Annotated in this window: 16 protein-coding genes; 10 read left to right on the top strand and 6 right to left on the bottom strand. The window is 72.3% G+C overall.

The genetic code is table 11. The features are described from left to right. Positions 1–78 precede the first annotated feature (78 nt). From I003_RS0107610 to I003_RS35940, 3 genes are all read left to right on the top strand, one after another. Positions 79–1,542: a histidine kinase gene (locus I003_RS0107610; protein ID WP_027770975.1), complete on the top strand. Its 1,464-nt coding sequence runs from the start codon at positions 79–81 to the stop codon at positions 1,540–1,542. After that, positions 1,539–2,261 carry a response regulator transcription factor gene (locus I003_RS0107615; protein WP_027770976.1) on the top strand — a complete coding sequence of 241 codons (723 nt, stop codon included), beginning with the start codon at positions 1,539–1,541 and terminating at the stop codon, positions 2,259–2,261. Before I003_RS0107610 ends, I003_RS0107615 begins: the two co-directional genes overlap by 4 nt. A gap of 126 nt (positions 2,262–2,387) precedes the next feature. Continuing rightward, positions 2,388–2,528 (top strand): esterase-like activity of phytase family protein, encoded by a 141-nt coding sequence (locus tag I003_RS35940; protein ID WP_158688944.1) that lies wholly within the window; start codon positions 2,388–2,390, stop codon positions 2,526–2,528. Positions 2,529–2,556: 28 nt separating this feature from the next. Here the strand turns inward: I003_RS35940 and I003_RS0107625 are convergent, their stop codons facing one another. Continuing rightward, entirely contained in the window at positions 2,557–3,432 is an 876-nt protein-coding gene (locus I003_RS0107625) for a GNAT family N-acetyltransferase (RefSeq protein ID WP_027770977.1), read from the bottom strand. A 55-nt stretch (positions 3,433–3,487) separates the two neighbouring features. Then, positions 3,488–4,672 carry a quinolinate synthase NadA gene (gene nadA / locus I003_RS0107630; RefSeq protein WP_027770978.1) on the bottom strand — a complete coding sequence of 395 codons (1,185 nt, stop codon included), beginning with the start codon at positions 4,670–4,672 and terminating at the stop codon, positions 3,488–3,490. Between the two features lie 307 nt (positions 4,673–4,979). On the opposite strand from nadA, the gene erpA reads away from it, so the two are divergent. After that, complete coding sequence (gene erpA / locus I003_RS0107635) at positions 4,980–5,333, top strand: iron-sulfur cluster insertion protein ErpA (RefSeq protein ID WP_018837629.1); 354 nt, start codon at positions 4,980–4,982, stop codon at positions 5,331–5,333. A gap of 123 nt (positions 5,334–5,456) precedes the next feature. On the opposite strand, the gene I003_RS0107640 is transcribed toward erpA, so the two are convergent. Both I003_RS0107640 and I003_RS31700 read right to left on the bottom strand, forming a co-directional pair. Further along, positions 5,457–7,214 carry a hypothetical protein gene (locus tag I003_RS0107640; protein WP_027770979.1) on the bottom strand — a complete coding sequence of 586 codons (1,758 nt, stop codon included), beginning with the start codon at positions 7,212–7,214 and terminating at the stop codon, positions 5,457–5,459. A gap of 82 nt (positions 7,215–7,296) precedes the next feature. Then, on the bottom strand, positions 7,297–7,548 hold the full coding sequence (locus tag I003_RS31700; RefSeq protein WP_037720331.1) for a hypothetical protein: 252 nt from the start codon (positions 7,546–7,548) through the stop codon (positions 7,297–7,299). A gap of 145 nt (positions 7,549–7,693) precedes the next feature. Here I003_RS31700 and I003_RS0107650 point away from each other — a divergent pair, with 145 nt between their 5' ends. After that, positions 7,694–8,683 (top strand): carbohydrate kinase family protein, encoded by a 990-nt coding sequence (locus I003_RS0107650; protein ID WP_027770981.1) that lies wholly within the window; start codon positions 7,694–7,696, stop codon positions 8,681–8,683. A 114-nt stretch (positions 8,684–8,797) separates the two neighbouring features. Here the strand turns inward: I003_RS0107650 and I003_RS0107655 are convergent, their stop codons facing one another. After that, positions 8,798–10,207, bottom strand: coding sequence for an aminotransferase class V-fold PLP-dependent enzyme (locus I003_RS0107655; RefSeq protein WP_027770982.1), 1,410 nt, complete (start codon positions 10,205–10,207; stop codon positions 8,798–8,800). Positions 10,208–10,445: 238 nt separating this feature from the next. Between I003_RS0107655 and ctaC the strand changes: the two genes are divergently transcribed. From ctaC to I003_RS0107675, 4 genes are all read left to right on the top strand, one after another. Continuing rightward, the gene (gene ctaC / locus I003_RS0107660; RefSeq protein WP_027770983.1) at positions 10,446–11,444 is read left to right on the top strand and encodes an aa3-type cytochrome oxidase subunit II; all 999 of its coding nucleotides are present in this window, start codon (positions 10,446–10,448) and stop codon (positions 11,442–11,444) included. Further along, on the top strand, positions 11,441–13,192 hold the full coding sequence (gene ctaD, locus I003_RS0107665) for an aa3-type cytochrome oxidase subunit I (RefSeq protein ID WP_027770984.1): 1,752 nt from the start codon (positions 11,441–11,443) through the stop codon (positions 13,190–13,192). The genes ctaC and ctaD overlap by 4 nt, the downstream gene beginning before the upstream one ends. Next, positions 13,189–13,587, top strand: a complete 399-nt coding sequence (locus I003_RS0107670; RefSeq protein WP_027770985.1) for a cytochrome c oxidase subunit 4 — start codon at positions 13,189–13,191, stop codon at positions 13,585–13,587. The genes ctaD and I003_RS0107670 overlap by 4 nt, the downstream gene beginning before the upstream one ends. 114 nt (positions 13,588–13,701) lie before the next feature. Then, the gene (locus tag I003_RS0107675; protein ID WP_027770986.1) at positions 13,702–14,955 is read left to right on the top strand and encodes a L,D-transpeptidase; all 1,254 of its coding nucleotides are present in this window, start codon (positions 13,702–13,704) and stop codon (positions 14,953–14,955) included. 51 nt (positions 14,956–15,006) lie between these two features. Here I003_RS0107675 and I003_RS0107680 read toward each other — a convergent pair whose 3' ends face one another. Further along, positions 15,007–15,420, bottom strand: a complete 414-nt coding sequence (locus I003_RS0107680; RefSeq protein ID WP_027770987.1) for a hypothetical protein — start codon at positions 15,418–15,420, stop codon at positions 15,007–15,009. 147 nt (positions 15,421–15,567) lie between these two features. Here I003_RS0107680 and ctaE point away from each other — a divergent pair, with 147 nt between their 5' ends. Next, the gene (gene ctaE / locus I003_RS0107685) at positions 15,568–16,188 is read left to right on the top strand and encodes an aa3-type cytochrome oxidase subunit III (protein ID WP_027770988.1); all 621 of its coding nucleotides are present in this window, start codon (positions 15,568–15,570) and stop codon (positions 16,186–16,188) included. Positions 16,189–16,212 lie beyond the last annotated feature (24 nt).

The raw sequence follows: 16,212 nt of genomic DNA on the forward strand, positions 1-16,212 counted from the left end.
GTCATCACGAACGCCTCGGCCGCCTCCCGCCCCGGTCGTCAGGACCGGGGCCGGCCCTCCTCTGCACCCACCGCTGCCGTGACCCACCTCGCCGCTCTGCCCCGCCGGCTCCGTGCGCACACCCTCGCGGCCGACGCCCTGCTGGCGGCGGTCGCACTCGCCGCGATCCTCATCAGCTCCGTCTTCCCGGACCGCGGGGCGAACGCGCCACCGCCCGCCGACCTCGGCCCCGCCGAGGTCGTGCTCGCGACCGCCGCCTGCGCCGTCCTCGTGCTGCGGCGGCGGGCGCCGTGGGCGGTGCTCGCCGCCACGATGGCGCTGACCATCGCGCACGTCATCGCGTCCGCGGGCGATCCGGGGACGCCCATCGCGCTGAGCGTCGTGGTCGCCCTCTACACCGTCGCCGCCCGCACCGACCGGCACACCACCTGGCGGATCGCGCTGCTCACCGTCGGGGTGCTGACGTTCGCGATGATGCTCTTCGGCGACCGCCCGTGGTACGCGGACGAGAACCTCGGGGTCTTCGGCTGGACCGGGATGGCCGCGGGCGTCGGCGACGCCGTGCGCAGCCGCCGGGCCGTGGTCGCCGCCATCCGCGAGCGCGCCGAGCGGGCCGAGCGGACCCGCGAGGAGGAGGCGCGCCGCCGGGTCGCGGAGGAGCGGGTACGCATCGCGCGCGAGCTGCACGACGTCGTCGCGCACCACATCGCGCTGGTCAACGTCCAGGCGGGGGTGGCCTCGCATGTGATGGAGAGCCGCCCCGACCAGGCGAAGGAGGCGCTGTCGCACGTACGCGACGCGAGCCGCACCGCGCTGGAGGAGCTGCGCACCACCGTCGGGCTGCTGCGCCAGTCCGGCGACCCGCACGCGCCCACCGAGCCCGCGCCCGGGCTGGCGATGCTCACGGAGCTGGTCGACGGGTTCGTCCGGGCGGGCACGCCGGTGTCGGTGGAGGTCGCCTCGGAGCTGGGGCCGCGCAGGACGGCGGTGACGACGCGGGTGGAGCGGGCGGCCGAGGTGGTCGGCACGCTGCCGGCGGCGGTGGACCTGGCGGCGTACCGGGTGCTCCAGGAGGCGCTGACGAACGTGCGCAAGCACGCGGGGGCGCAGGCGCACGCGGTGGTGAGCCTGTCGCGGGAGGCGGACGGGCTGGAGATCGCGGTCCGCGACGACGGCCGGGGCGCGGACGGCGCCGGGCCGGACGGCGGACGCGACGGCGGGGGGAGCAACGGCGGCGGGAAGGACGGCACCGACGGTGTCGGGGACGGCGAGCGCGCGGGCGGGCTCGGGCTCGTCGGCATGCGGGAGCGCGCCGCCGCGCTGGGCGGCCGGTGCACCATGGGCGAGCGCGCGGACGGCCGGGAGGGCTTCGAGGTACGGGTACGGCTGCCGCTGCGGGTGGCCGCGGACGCGGACGCCGGTACGGAGCCGGCCGGTGCCCCCGTCGGCGCGGGTCCGGGCACGGCCCGGACACCGCGCGGGGCGTGGGCGGGCGGCTGTCTGCGCCGCGCGCCCGGTGAGGCGATCAAGGAGCAGGGTTGAGCGAGGTCCCGCCGCCGCGGACGCGGCCGATCCGGGTGGTGCTGGCGGACGACCACGCGCTGATGCGCAGCGCGTTCCGCGTCCTGGTCGACTCCGAGCCGGACATGGAGGTCGTGGGTGAGGCGGGCGACGGTGCGGAGGCGGTGCGGCTGGTCCGTGAGGCGGACGCGGACCTGGTCCTCATGGACATCCGGATGCCCGGCACCGACGGCCTGACCGCCACCCGCACGATCTCCGGCGACGACAGCCTGCGCCACGTGCGGGTGGTGATCCTCACGACCTTCGAGGTCGACGACTACGTCATCGAGGCGCTGCGCGCCGGCGCGTCCGGCTTCCTCGGCAAGGGCGCCGAGCCCGGCGAACTGCTGGCCGCGATCCGGGTGGCCGCGGACGGCGAGGCCCTGCTGTCGCCCTCGGCGACGAAAGGGCTGATCGCCCGCTTCCTGGCCGGCGGCGACAGCGCGGCGGGCGGTGCCGCCGACGCCGTCGGCGGCCCGGACGCGCCGGACCGCCTCGGCGCACTGACGAGCCGGGAGCGCGAGGTGCTGGGCCTCGTGGCCCGCGGGCTGGCGAACGACGAGATCGCCGGCCGGCTCGAAGTCAGTCCGTTGACGGTGAAGACCCACGTCAACCGCACGATGGCCAAGCTGGGCGCCCGCGACCGGGCCCAACTGGTGGTCCTGGCCTACGAATCGGGCCTCGTCCGCCCCGGCGGTTAGGCTCTGTCCGGGCGGACGCCCGGCCCCCGGGCGCCGGGCCCCTCACCTGATCGGGTCGAGCCGCTGGCCAACCTGGTGAACTGCCCCACCGCCGGGGCACCTCACAAGCAGCCTCAGCTCAACCCCATGCTGGACACCATCGAGGGCATGGCCCTGGGCGAGCACCTGCCGGACGGCCGCCGCGCCCTTTACCTGGTCAGCGACAACAACGGCAACACGGCGAAGCAGACGACCAGGTTCTACAAGGTGAGCGTCGACCTGTCCTGATCCCGGGCCCCGCCGGGTGGCCGTGCCGCTAGAGGAACAGCCCCGACGGGATGTACGGCGCCGGCGGGCGCATGCCCCGTACGCACACGTAGCCCTCCGTCGTCAGCTCCAGGCCCGCCGCCAGGCCCACGTCCACGGCCCACTCCTGGTCCGCCGTCAGATGCGGGACCCGCGCCGCCGCCCCCGGCGCCAGGCTCAGCAGCGCCGCCGTCAGCAGCCGCGCCGCGATCCGCCGCGAGGTCGCCGCCAGCAGCTCCACCCGGCCCTCGCGCAGGTACGCGTAGCCGCTGCCCGCGAGGTCGTCGGAGACGATGCACTGGTAGTGGCGCAGCAGCTCGGTGTGGTCCGGGCCGTGGGCGCCGCCGCGCAGCCTGCGGTCGACGGAGTCCATGAGGTCGCGCTGCCCCGGCCCGCCCTCGACGACCGCGCCGGTCGGCGGCTCCAGACCGGCGTGGTCGACGGTGCCGCGCAGCCGCATGGCGGGGTGCAGGGTGAGGCCCGCGGCGCGGTAGGCGCGGGCGGCGTGCGGGTGGCGGGAGCCGCAGATCAGGCCGCGGAGACAGCCGCGCCCGTACGCGAGCGTGCGCGCGAGCAGCGCCTTGCCGAGCCCCTTGCCCTGCGCTTCCGGCACGACGACCAGCAGCGACAGCCCCCAGGTGCCCTCGCGTCTGGTGGACAGCGCCGCGCCGACCGGCCGGCCCGCGTCGTCCATGGCCAGCCAGCAGCCGCCGGGGTCGGTGCGCGCGAGATGCCGAACGACGCTGCGCAGCCGGATCGCCTCGCTCTCGCCGAGCTTCTCGGGCGGATCGCCCTTGGCGGCGTGCGAGGCCGTGAACGCGGCGTCGGCGATCTGGCGCACGGCCTCGGCGTCGTCCTTCGAGTCGCGGACCTGGCGCAGGATCATGCCGTCAATCCTCCGCCCTGCGCCGGGCCCGCGTCACCCCCGTGCCTCCGGGACGTCAGGGCAGCGCCAGCATCCGCTCCAGCGCGAGCTTGGCGAAGTGCTCCGTCTCCTTGTCGACTTCGATGCGGTTGACCAGCTTGCCGTCGGCGAGCGACTCCAGCGCCCAGACCAGGTGGGGCAGGTCGATGCGGTTCATCGTGGAGCAGAAGCAGACGGTGCGGTCGAGGAAGACGATCTCCTTGTCGGGGTGCCGCCCGGCCAGCCGGCGGACCAGGTTCAGCTCCGTGCCGACGGCCCACTTCGAGCCGGCGGGAGCCTCGTCGAGGGCCTTGATGATGTGCTCGGTGGAGCCGACCCGGTCGGCGGCGGCGACCACCTCGTGCTTGCACTCGGGGTGGACCAGTACGTTCACCCCGGGGATGCGCGCGCGTACCTCCTCGACCGAGTCGAGCGAGAAGCGGCCGTGTACGGAGCAGTGCCCGCGCCACAGGATCATCTTCGCGGCGCGCACCTGCTCGGCGGTCAGGCCGCCGTTCGGCCGGTGCGGGTTGTAGACGACGCAGTCGTCGGGGGTCAGGCCCAGGTCGCGTATCGCGGTGTTGCGGCCGAGGTGCTGGTCGGGCAGGAACAGCACCTTGCCCGTGTCCGCCTCGCGCTGCGCGAAGGCCCATTTCAGGGCACGCTCGGCGTTGGAGGAGGTGCAGATGGTGCCGCCGTGCCGGCCGGTGAACGCCTTGATGTCGGCGGAGGAGTTCATGTACGACACGGGCACCGTGACGTCCGCCACACCGGCCTCGGTGAGCACGTCCCAGCACTCGGCGACCTGCTCGGCGGTGGCCATGTCGGCCATGGAGCAGCCCGCGGCCAGGTCGGGCAGGACGACCGCCTGGGCGTCGGAGGTGAGGATGTCCGCGGACTCGGCCATGAAGTGCACACCGCAGAAGACGATGTACTCCGCCTCGGGGCGGGCGGCGGCCTGCTGCGCGAGCTTGAAGGAGTCGCCGGTCACATCGGCGAACTGGATGACCTCGTCGCGCTGGTAGTGGTGGCCGAGGACGAACACCTTCTCGCCGAGCCGCTCCTTGGCCGCGCGGGCCCGCTCCACCAGCCCGGGGTCGGAGGGGGCGGGCAGGTCACCGGGACAGTCGACCCCGCGCTCGCTGGAGGGGTCCGCCTCCCGGCCGAGCATGAGCAGGGCGAGGGGCGTGGGGGTCACATCAAGGTCCTGGGCGGTGGTCACAGCGCACTCCACCCTTTCTCTTCGGGTCTCGGCCGGCTGCCGGCACCTCTGTTTTCGTCACATTGACGTTATTAATCATAACCCCTTAGCGTCAGGTTGACGATCGTGCTTGCGTCAATGTGACGAATGCCGCCCGCGCGGCCCGGACCGGTCCGTACCGCCTCCTGCGACCTTGGGCGGATGACCCGAAGTGGTGGCGTATGCGAGCATGAGGGGAGCAAAAATGCGCGCCCCCGGCCGGAATGAATCGGGTGCGCGGCCGGTTGGACTCGATCGGCAAGCAGTCCACAACCCGGGAGACATGCGAATGACCGTTCAGGGCGAGACCACCGCAGTCGACGGCATCATTCTGTCCGACGCCGCTGCGGCGAAGGTCAAGAGCCTGCTGGAGCAGGAAGGCCAGCCGGATCTCAAGCTCCGCGTCGCCGTACAGCCGGGTGGCTGCTCCGGCCTGCGCTACCAGCTCTTCTTCGACGACCGCGACCTCGACGGTGACGTCGTCAAGGACTTCGGTGGCGTCTCGGTCGTGACCGACCGGATGAGCGCTCCGTATCTGACCGGCGCGTCCATCGACTTCGTCGACACCATCGAGAAGCAGGGCTTCACGATCGACAACCCCAACGCGACCGGCTCCTGCGCCTGCGGCGACTCCTTCAGCTGAGGATCGCCCGGAGCGCACGGGCCCCGTGCCCGTACCGGCAGGAGGAAGGCGGCGGAAACCCCCACGGTTCCGCCGCCTTCCGCTTGTGTGGGCGATGCCGCCCCGCGTGGCAGTCCTCGGTTCCTACTTCGCCGCCACCCGCTCCCCGTTCGCCGCGTCCACGACCCTGCGGCCGTCGAGGGGCGCGGACAGCTCCACGGTCTCCGTGAAGCGCTTGGCGATCTTGATGCAGACCTGGCCCGGCTCCTTCTCCCGGCCCGTCAGCCGGACCTTCACCGCCCCGTCCGACTCCTCGGCGGTCGCCGCGTAGTCCGTGCACACTCCGCCCCAGAAGTGCAGCTTGAGGGTGCGTCCGTCCACCGAGTACGACTCGATGCCCACCGCGGTCTCCGCCGCACCGCCGCTCTCCGGCCGGTCCGCCGGCGCCGACGACGGCGGCTGGGCCGGCTGTGCCGTCTCCACCCGGCCGGGCGCGTCCGGGGCCGAGCCGCTGCCCGAGCCGCTGCCCGTGCCCGGCGCACCGCCGGGATCGTCGGCGGAGCCGCGGCCCGCGCCCGGCTCCGTGCCCGGTGCCGAGGTGGGCGGGGCCGGCTCGGGAGCCGGCGGGGTGCTCGGTTCGGCGGCGGCGACGTACTCCGGCGCGACGGCCAGTTGCGGCCACACGATCGTGCCCGGTGTGCCGCCGTGGAACGGGGTCGGCGAGTCGCCCGTCACCTCGAACAGCCAGGACGGCACCAGTGCCGGCCGCCCCTGCACCGACTGCGCGGAGAGCCCGAACTCGGCGCCGCGCACCTTGGCCGGCGTCAGCTTGCCCAGGCACGGGTCCACCTTGCCGGCGGGCGGCTTGCCGGGGCCCGTGCCCTCGTCGTACGGCACCGCCGAGGCGCACACCGGGGCGACCGCAAGGTTCTCGCGGGCGTCGTCCGCGGTGCCGGAGGGCTTGTTCAGTTCCTTCAGCGCCGCGTCCGCGGTGATCACGGGGTACGTGTCCGCCCGGGCCGGCTCCACCAGGTAGCCGTTGCCACCGGTCACCTGCCCGTCCGCGGCTATCTGCACCGAGGTCTGCCAGCCCGTCGTCGGCAGCCCGCCGACGACCGGATCCGCGGTCACCGTACGCATCGCCCCGAACGGATCGGCGGCCGTCACGTCGGCGTCCTGCTGGCCCACCGCGGCAAGGACCGGCTCGGCGGCCTGCCTGGCCTCCGACTCCGGGACCGGCTCGCCCGCCGGGTCGTCGGGCACCGGGACCGGTGCCGAGCAGTCGGACGCCACGGCCGTGTCCGGATCGCCGCCGTCGGGCTCCGCGGGCACCGGGGTGCCGCAGCCGCTCCCCCCGTACTGCTGGTACGACCAGGCGCCCGGGGCCTCCGTCTGGACCTGGAGCAGCGGCCCCTGTCCGTCGCCCGAGGCGCCGACGCGCCAGCCGCCGCCCTCCTGACGGGGCTTGCCGTCCACCCCCAGCGCCTCCGCGAGCCGCGCCACGTCGGCGGCCCCGACCCGGCCCTCCGGCGTGAACACCGGTGCCTCCTTCGGCCCGTCGGGCAGCTCGCCCACGAGCCGCAGCGGCCCGCGCGCGTGCGCCGCCGCGGACTCCAGCGAAAGCCCGTCGAGGCGCAGCGGCGGCGGTTCCCCGCCGCCGGAGCCGGCGCCGCCGTCGCCCGTCCGGTCCACCACGTACGCGACCCCGCCGCCCGTCAGCATCACCGCGGCGGCGACGGCCGCGGCCACCAGCATGCCGGGGCGGCGCCCGCCGCCGTCCGGATGACCGGGGGTGCCGGGCTCGTCGCCGTCCCGCCCGTCCGGGCCGGCCGCGCGGGCGTGCGCGGGCTCGGGCTCGGGGGCGGGCTCGGGGGCGGGCTCTGGGGGGTGCTCCGTGCTCACCGTTCGGCTCCTTCGTCGGGATGCCGATGGGACGCCGCCCACGCGGATCCGGTTCCCTCCGGAAGCCGGTCCGGTGGAAAAGTCAGTCGCCGTATTCGGACATGCCGCGGAGCAGGTCCGCGGAGGCCGTCGGCACCATGATCCGCGCGAGACCGCTGATCCGTGTCTCCGAGACGTGGCCTTCGGGGGTGCGCGCGTGTCCCGACCAGTGGGGCGCCATTCTGGCGCAGTCCGTGCGCAGCTCGGCGAGACCGTCGTCCGGCTCCAGCGGTGCGGTGCCGGGGAAGGCCGCCGGCGTGTGGGGGGTGGCGGAGGCCCGCAGTTCGTTCTGCATGCCCTGACCGTACGCACCCGCGGCGAGGAGTGGTAAGACCTACTATCAGGTAGTTTTGGCCTGGTCGAACCCGTCCGGAGGCGGGTGTTCACCCGGTAGCGTGAGCGTATCCGCGTGACCTGCCCCGCCTACAGGAGCGTACGCCGTGCACATTGCCGTTTCCGGCTCGATCGCGTCCGACCATCTCATGACCTTCCCCGGTCGGTTCTCCGAGCAGTTCGTCGCCGACCAACTGCACAACGTCTCGCTGTCGTTCCTTGTCGACAAACTGGACGTGCGCCGCGGCGGGGTCGGGCCCAACATCTGCTTCGGCATGGGCCAGCTCGGCGCCCGCCCGATTCTCGTCGGCGCGGCCGGCGCCGACTTCGGCGAGTACCGCGCCTGGCTGGAGCGGCACGGCGTCGACACCGGCTCCGTACGCATCTCCGAAGTGCTGCACACCGCGCGCTTCGTCGTCACCACCGACGCCGACCACAACCAGATCGGCTCCTTCTATACGGGCGCGATGAGCGAGGCCCGGCTGATCGAGCTGAAGACCGTCGCCGACCGCGTCGGCGGCCTCGACCTCGTCTCCATCGGGGCCGACGACCCCGAGGCGATGCTGCGCCACACGGAGGAGTGCCGCACCCGCGGTATCCCCTTCGCCGCCGACTACTCCCAGCAGATCGCCCGTATGGAGGGCGAAGGCATCCGCACCCTCACCGAGGGCGCCGCGTTCCTCTTCTCCAACGAGTACGAGAAGGGGCTGATCGAGTCCAAGACCGGCTGGGACGACGAGGAACTGCTGACCCACGTCGGCACCCGCGTGACCACCCTCGGCGCCCGCGGCGTGCGCATCGACCGCGCCGGCGAGGAGCCGATCCTCGTCGGCTGCCCGGAGGAGGAGCGCAAGGCGGACCCGACGGGCGTCGGCGACGCCTTCCGGGCCGGCTTCCTGTCCGGGCTGAGCTGGGGCGTGAGCATGGAACGGGCGGCGCAGCTCGGCTGCATGCTGGCGACGCTGGTCATCGAGACCGTGGGCCCGCAGGAGTACGAGCTGCGGCGCAGCAACTTCGTCGCCCGCTTCACCAAGGCGTACGGGCAGGAGGCCGCCGCCGAGGTGCAGGAGCACCTGCCCGAGACGGCGAAGGACTAGGACCGGACGCCCGGGACGTACGGACGACCGGCAGACACGGGTGTCCCGCCGGCTGCGGGCGGGGCGCCCGCAGCCCGCGGCCACCGCGCGCCTCCCGTACGGACCGGCCGCCGCTCAGCTCCTGCGCCGCACCCGGTAGCCCGTGGCCCCGTCGGCGGCCGGCTCCTCGCCGACGTACTCCTGCCCGCGCATCTGGCACCACGCCGGGATGTCCAGCGCCGCCGCCTCGTCGTCCGACAGCACCAGCGCCGTGCCGCCCACCGGCACCCGGTCGAAGACCTTGGCCAGCTCTATGACGGGAACCGGGCAGCGCCGGCCGCGGGCGTCGACCACCAGCTCCCCGGCCACGGGCGTCACTCCCGCCGCGCCGTGCGGGGGCACGCCCAGCTCCGCCCGCACCCCGGCGACCGCGCCCTGCAGCGCCCGCAGGAAACCCTCGACGTGCTCCGCCGAGGTCCCCGCCGGCAGCGAGACGCGCACGTTGCCCTCCGACAACACGTCCATGGCCTTGAGCACGTGGCTCGGGGTGAGCGTGCTCGCCGTGCACGACGATCCGGAGGAGACCGAGTACCCGGCGCGGTCCAGCGCGTGCAGCAGCGCCTCCCCGTCCACGTACAGGCAGGAGAACGTCACCAAGTGCGGAAGGCGGTTCTCCGGGTCGCCGACCACCTCCACGTCCGCAACCATCTCCGGCACGCGTGCGCGGATCCGGTCCACCAGCGCCCGCAGCCGGGCGTCCTCCTCCCTCGCCTCCGCGCGTACCGCGCGCAGGGAAGCGGCCGTCGCGACGATCGCCGGGATGTTCTCGAACCCGGCCGCGCGGCCCGACTCCCGCTCGTCCGCCGGGCCCGGGGGCGCGAAGCGCGTGCCCTTGCGCACCACGAGCAGCCCCACGCCGGGCGGGCCGCCCCACTTGTGCGCGCTCCCCGTCAGCAGCGACCACGGCCCCTCGACGGGCCCCCAGCCCAGCGACTGCGCCGCGTCCACCAGCAGCGGCACCCCGGCGGCCCGGCACTCATCGGCCGCCTCGGCGACCGGCTGCTCGGTGCCCACCTCGTGGTTGGCGGACTGCAGACAGGCCAGGGCGGTATCGGGCCGCAGAGCACCGGCGTACGCCCCGGGCGCCACCCTGCCGCCGCGGTCGACCGGCACGTACGTCACGTCCGCGTCCGCCGCCGCACCGTGACCGGCCCCCGTCGTGTACGTCCCGGCCGCGTGGAGGACCGCGGAGTGCTCGACCGCCGACACGACCAGGTGCCGCCCGACCCGGCGGCGGCCCGCCAGCGCCCCGGCGACGCCGTCGTGGACCGCGCGGGTCCCCGAGGACGCGAACACCAGCTCGTCCGGGCGGCAGCCGACCAGTTCCGCGGTGGTCTCGCGCGCGGCGTCCAGCAGCCGCCGCGCCCGGCGGCCCTCCCGGTAGAGCCGGGCCGGATCGGCCCAGCCCTCGTCGAGCGCGGCGAGCAGCGCCTGCCGGGCGATCGGGTGAAGGGGAGCGGACGAGGCGGCGTCGAAGTACGGCACGTGACCACGCTAACCCCTGGTCCGCGCGGCGGGGCCCGTGACGGCAGGGTGCCGACAGGGGACCCGGGGGACCGAGTTGGGGGCCGCCGCGGGCCCGTCCGAGTTCCCCCGGCGCGCCAGGGCACCCTCCCCGAGCGACCCCAAATGGCGTCCAGTAGGGTTTGGTCCGCGTAAACATCCAAACCTGCTGCCCGCGCGCCCGAAGGGACCGTGGGCGAGACTCTCGGGAAGGCGCTACGTGAGTCACAACGGCTCCGACCTCCCCCGCGTCCGCAAGACGGTCGCGGGAGGTACCCGCTCGCCGCGGCGCACGATGCGGCGAAGGCTGCCGCAGGCGCTGGCCGCGGGCCTGGTCCTGGTCACCCTCTCCGGTTGCACCTACAAGGACTTCCCCCGTCTGGGCATGCCGTCGCCGGCCACCGAGGAGGCGCCGCGGATCCTCTCCCTGTGGCAGGGCTCCTGGGCCGCCGCGCTGGCCGTCGGGGTCATCGTCTGGGGCCTGATCCTGTGGAGCGTCATCTTCCACCGGCGCTCCAGGACCAAGGTCGAGGTCCCGGCACAGGTCCGGTACAACCTGCCCATCGAGGCGCTCTACACGGTTGTCCCGCTGATCGTCGTCTCGGTGTTCTTCTATTTCACCGCGCGCGACGAGAGCAAGCTGCTGGAGACGTCGGAGAAGCCCGACCACGTCATCAACGTGGTCGGCTACCAGTGGAGCTGGGGCTTCAACTATCTGGAGGACGTGGACGGCGACGCCGCCACGCCGGCGAAGCGGCCCAAGGAGCTCGCCGCCATCCCCGACCGCGACTTCGAGGCCGTGCCGAAGGGTGCCGAGGGCGTCTACGACTACGGCGTGCCCGCCAGCGAGGACGAGGACACCGGCAACCCGGGCCCCACGCTGGTCCTCCCCAAGGGGGAGACGGTCCAGTTCGTGCTGACCTCCCGGGACGTCATCCACTCCTTCTGGGTGGTGCCGTTCCTGATGAAGCAGGACGTCATCCCCGGCCACACGAACGTCTTCGAGGTGACCCCCAACAAGGAGGGCACCTTCATGGGCAAGTGCGCCGAGCTGTGCGGCGTGGACCACTCCCGGATGCTCTTCAACGTGAAGGTGGTCTCCCCGGAGGAGTACCAGCAGCATCTGCAGGAGCTGGCCGCCAAGGGCCAGACCGGGTCGATCCCGGCGGGCATCCCTCAGACCGACGCCGCTAGGAATGCGGAGACCAATCAGCAATGAGCATCCTCAACGAACCCCAGGGTGCGGCGACCGCGGGCGCGGACGATGACGCCTACGAGGACGAGGTACCCGCACGCCGCCGTGAGCCCGGCAACGTCGTGGTCAAGTGGCTGACGACCACCGACCACAAGACGATCGGCACGCTGTACCTGGCGACGTCGTTCTTCTTCTTCATCATCGGCGGCATCCTGGCGCTGTTCATGCGCGCCGAGCTGGCCCGGCCGGGCACGCAGGTGATGAGCAACGAACAGTTCAACCAGGCGTTCACGATGCACGGCACGATCATGCTGCTGATGTTCGCGACGCCGCTCTTCGCGGGCTTCGCGAACTGGATCATGCCGCTGCAGATCGGCGCGCCGGACGTGGCGTTCCCGCGGCTGAACATGTTCGCGTACTGGCTGTACCTGTTCGGCTCGCTGATCGCCGTCGCCGGCTTCATCACCCCGCAGGGCGCGGCCGACTTCGGCTGGTTCGCCTACACGCCGCTCTCCGACTCGGTGCGCTCGCCGGGCGTCGGCGCCGACATGTGGATCATGGGTCTGGCCTTCTCCGGCTTCGGTACCATCCTCGGCTCGGTCAACTTCATCACGACCATCATCTGTATGCGGGCGCCGGGCCTGACGATGTTCCGGATGCCGATCTTCACCTGGAACGTGCTGCTCACCGGTGTGCTGGTGCTGCTGGCCTTCCCGGTGCTGGCCGCCGCGCTGCTGGCGCTGGAGGCGGACCGCAAGTTCGGGGCGCATATCTTCGACCCGGCGAACGGCGGTGCGCTGCTCTGGCAGCACCTCTTCTGGTTCTTCGGCCATCCAGAGGTGTACATCATCGCACTGCCGTTCTTCGGCATCATCTCCGAGGTCATCCCGGTCTTCAGCCGCAAGCCGATGTTCGGCTACATCGGCCTGGTCGGCGCCACGATCTCCATCGCCGGCCTGTCCGTGACCGTGTGGGCGCACCACATGTACGTGACCGGAGGCGTCCTCCTCCCGTTCTTCGCGTTCATGACCATGCTGATCGCGGTGCCGACAGGAGTGAAGTTCTTCAACTGGATCGGCACGATGTGGAAGGGATCACTGAGCTTCGAAACACCGATGCTCTGGTCCATCGGCTTCCTGGTGACGTTCGCCTTCGGCGGTCTGACCGGTGTCATCCTGGCCTCGCCGCCGCTGGACTTCCACGTCTCCGACTCGTACTTCGTGGTGGCCCACTTCCACTACGTGGTCTTCGGCACCGTCGTCTTCGCGATGTTCGCCGGATTCCACTTCTGGTGGCCCAAGTTCACCGGCAAGATGCTCGACGAGACGCTCGGGAAGATCACCTTCTGGACGCTGTTCATCGGCTTCCACGGCACCTTCCTGGTGCAGCACTGGCTGGGCGCCGAGGGCATGCCCCGGCGGTACGCGGACTACCTCGACGCCGACGGCTTCACCGCCCTGAACACCTTCTCGACGATCAGTTCGTTCCTGCTCGGCATGTCGATGCTGCCGTTCTTCTACAACGTGTGGAAGACCGCCAAGTACGGCAAGAAGGTCGAGGTCGACGACCCGTGGGGCTACGGCCGCTCGCTGGAGTGGGCCACGTCCTGCCCGCCGCCGCGGCACAACTTCACCTCGCTGCCGCGCATCCGGTCCGAATCGCCGGCCTTCGACCTGCACCATCCGGAGATCGCGGCGGCCCAGCTCAGCCACGGTCACGGTGCCGGCGCCAAGACGCTCGTCGGGAACGGCAGCGAAGGGGAAGCGAAGTGAAGATCCAGGGCCACATGTTCGGCTGGCTCGCCGCCTTCGTCCTGGTCGCGGCGATCGTCTACGGCTACTGGTCGAAGGAGCCGGTCGGCACCACCGCGCTGTTCCTGGCCTTCGGCCTGACCGCGATGATCGGGTACTACCTGGTCTTCACGGCCCGCCGGGTCGACACCGGGGCGCAGGACAACAAGGAGGCGGAGGTCGCCGACGACGCCGGCGAGCTGGGCTTCTTCAGCCCGCACAGCTGGCAGCCGCTCTCGCTGGCGATCGGCGGCGCGCTCGCCTTCCTCGGCATCGTCCTCAACTGGTGGCTGCTGTACTTCTCCATCCCCGTGATCCTGGTCGGCATCTACGGCTGGGTCTTCGAGTACTACCGCGGGGCGGACCAGAACCAGTAGCGCAGTACAGCACAGCTCCACCGCAAGGGCCGCGGCACGCCGAAGGGGTGCCGCGGCCCCCTCGTTCGGCCCACGCACCGCGCGCCGTACGGAGTATCTGCCTAGCGTGTGATCATGAGCGAAACGACCCACCGCCGTACGGCAATCTCCTGTTCCCTGCTGTTGGTCGCCCTTGCGCCGGGCCTCGCCGCCTGCGGCTCCGGCGGACACCCGCTGGCCCGCGAACCGGGGGAACCCTCCGGCCGGATCACCCTCGGCGGCCTGGCCGACGACACCGATCTCGCCGACCCGGCGGACGACCTGGAGGTCACCTCCGGAGGCCAGGCGCGCATCACGGACGTCACGGCCGTGGATGAGAACGGCCGGTACGTACGCGGCCGGCTCTCCGCCGACGGCCACACCTGGCGCAGCACCGTGCCGCTGGCCGCCCGGTCCCGCTACAGCGTCGAGGTGAGCACCGAGGACGCCGACGGCGCACCCGGCCGCAAGCGGCTGACGTACCGGACGTCGGAGGCCAGGACCAGGAAGCCGATGAAACTGGAGCTGGGCCCCGACAAGGGCACGTACGGCGTCGGCCAGCCGCTGACCGTGAAGCTCGACCGGGCCGTGAGGACCCAGCCGGAACGCGCCGTCGTCGAGCGCGGGCTGAAGGTCACCTCGACCCCGGTGGTCGACGGCGCCTGGTACTGGGTGAACGACAAGGAACTGCACTACCGCCCCCGGGAGTACTGGCCCGCGGGTGCCCGGGTCCGGCTGGAGAGCAGGCTGGAGGGGGTGAAGGTGCGCGAGGGTGTCTACGGGGGCGCCGTGAAACCCCTGGAACTCAAGATCGGCGACCGCATCGAGGCGGTCACCGACGCCGCCTCGCACGAGATGACCGTCTACCGCAACGGCAAGGAGATCAACACTGTTCCGGTCACCACCGGAAAGGCCGGCTTCGAGACCCGCAACGGCAAGAAGGTGGTGCTGGAGAAGCAGTCGCTCGTCCGGATGACCGGCGCCAGCATCGGCGTGGGCGGCACCGGCGAGGACTACGACCTCCAGGTGTCGTACGCGACCCGGGTCACCTGGAGCGGCGAGTACGTGCACGCCGCGCCCTGGTCCGTCGGCTCGCAGGGCTCCGCCAACGTCAGCCACGGCTGCACCGGGATGAGTACCGAGGACGCCGCCTGGTTCTTCAAGAACATACGCCCGGGCGACATCGTGGAGGTCGTCAACAGCTACGGCGAGGACATGGCCCCGTTCGGCAACGGCTTCGGGGACTGGAACCTCTCCTGGACGAAGTGGCAGGAGGGCAGTGCCCTGACGCCCGGCGCACGCGGCGGAGGCGGCCCGGCCGACGCCGGCCGCCTCCGGCCCGGGATCTGAGACGCCACGCCCGGCCCGCGGCCCGCGGGCGCGGCCGGGGAGCGCCGGCCGTCAGGCGCCGACGGCCAGGCGGGTCCGCAGCACGCCGGCCAGGCCGTCGGCGAGTGCCGCCGGGTCGATGGGGTGCGCCACGGTGGCCTCCGCGCGGCTCCAGGTGGCCAGCCAGGCGTCCTGCGGGCGGCCGATGAGCAGCAGGACGGGCGGGCACTGGAAGATCTCGTCCTTGATCTGCCGGCACACGCCCATACCGCCGGCGGGCACCGCCTCGCCGTCCAGCACGCAGGCGTCGATGCCGCCCCGCTCCAGCTCCGTCAACACCGCGGGGAGCGTGGCGCACTCGACGTACGCCACCGGCGGCAGATCGGCCGCGGGCCGGCGGCCTGCGGCGAGCCGGACCTGTTCGCGCGTGTTCGCGTCGTCGCTGTAGACCAGCACGTTGACCGGTCCTGCGGCCGTCGACTCCATGGGTTCCTCCGGTGGTTCTCGGGCACCGCTCTCCCGCCCGAGCCTACTCCGCCCCGGGCGCGGCGGTGCAGCCCAGGGCCCCTCTCCCGGGCCTTGACACTCCGAACGGGACCCCCCGGAGTGAGGCGGAGATAAGGGACCGACATAATGTCGGACGTGGCGACAGCAACAGCAGCAGTAGAGACCGGGCACGCGCACCCGTCGGTCAACCGGCCGAACCTCACCAGCGTCGGAACCATCATCTGGCTGAGTTCCGAGCTGATGTTCTTCGCGGCCCTCTTCGCGATGTACTTCACCCTGCGGTCGGTGATGGGAGCGGACTTCTGGAGGGAACAGGCCGACACCCTCAACGTTCCGTTCGCGCTCGGCAACACCACGATCCTGGTGCTCTCCTCCCTCACCTGCCAGCTCGGCGTGTTCGCCGCCGAGCGCGGTGACGTGAAGAAGCTGCGCAACTGGTTCGCGGTGACCTTCGTCATGGGGTCCGTCTTCATCGCCGGGCAGGTCACCGAGTACGTGGAGCTGGTGCACGAGGGCATCACGCTCTCCTCCGGCCCGTACGGCTCGGTGTTCTATCTGACCACCGGCTTCCACGGGCTGCACGTGACGGGCGGCCTGATCGCCTTCCTGCTGGTCCTGGGCCGCACCTACGCGGCCAGACGGTTCACCCACCAGCAGGCGACCGCGGCGATCGTGGTCTCCTACTACTGGCACTTCGTCGACGTGGTCTGGATCGGCCTCTTCGCCACGATCTACTTGATCAAGTAACCGGCCGGGGAGCCGGCACCGAGA

It is taken from the genome of Streptomyces sp. CNQ329, assembly GCF_000482585.1.

Excerpts from the sequence above, each read along its gene's own strand:
- I003_RS35940 (WP_158688944.1), top strand. The coding sequence starts at position 2,388 with ATGCTGGACACCATCGAGGGCATGGCCCTGGGCGAGCACCTGCCGGAC.
- I003_RS0107625 (WP_027770977.1), bottom strand. The coding sequence starts at position 3,432 with ATGATCCTGCGCCAGGTCCGCGACTCGAAGGACGACGCCGAGGCCGTG.
- erpA (WP_018837629.1), top strand. The coding sequence starts at position 4,980 with ATGACCGTTCAGGGCGAGACCACCGCAGTCGACGGCATCATTCTGTCC.
- I003_RS31700 (WP_037720331.1), bottom strand. The coding sequence starts at position 7,548 with ATGCAGAACGAACTGCGGGCCTCCGCCACCCCCCACACGCCGGCGGCC.
- ctaD (WP_027770984.1), top strand. The coding sequence starts at position 11,441 with ATGAGCATCCTCAACGAACCCCAGGGTGCGGCGACCGCGGGCGCGGAC.
- I003_RS0107675 (WP_027770986.1), top strand. The coding sequence starts at position 13,702 with ATGAGCGAAACGACCCACCGCCGTACGGCAATCTCCTGTTCCCTGCTG.
- I003_RS0107680 (WP_027770987.1), bottom strand. The coding sequence starts at position 15,420 with ATGGAGTCGACGGCCGCAGGACCGGTCAACGTGCTGGTCTACAGCGAC.
- ctaE (WP_027770988.1), top strand. The coding sequence starts at position 15,568 with ATGTCGGACGTGGCGACAGCAACAGCAGCAGTAGAGACCGGGCACGCG.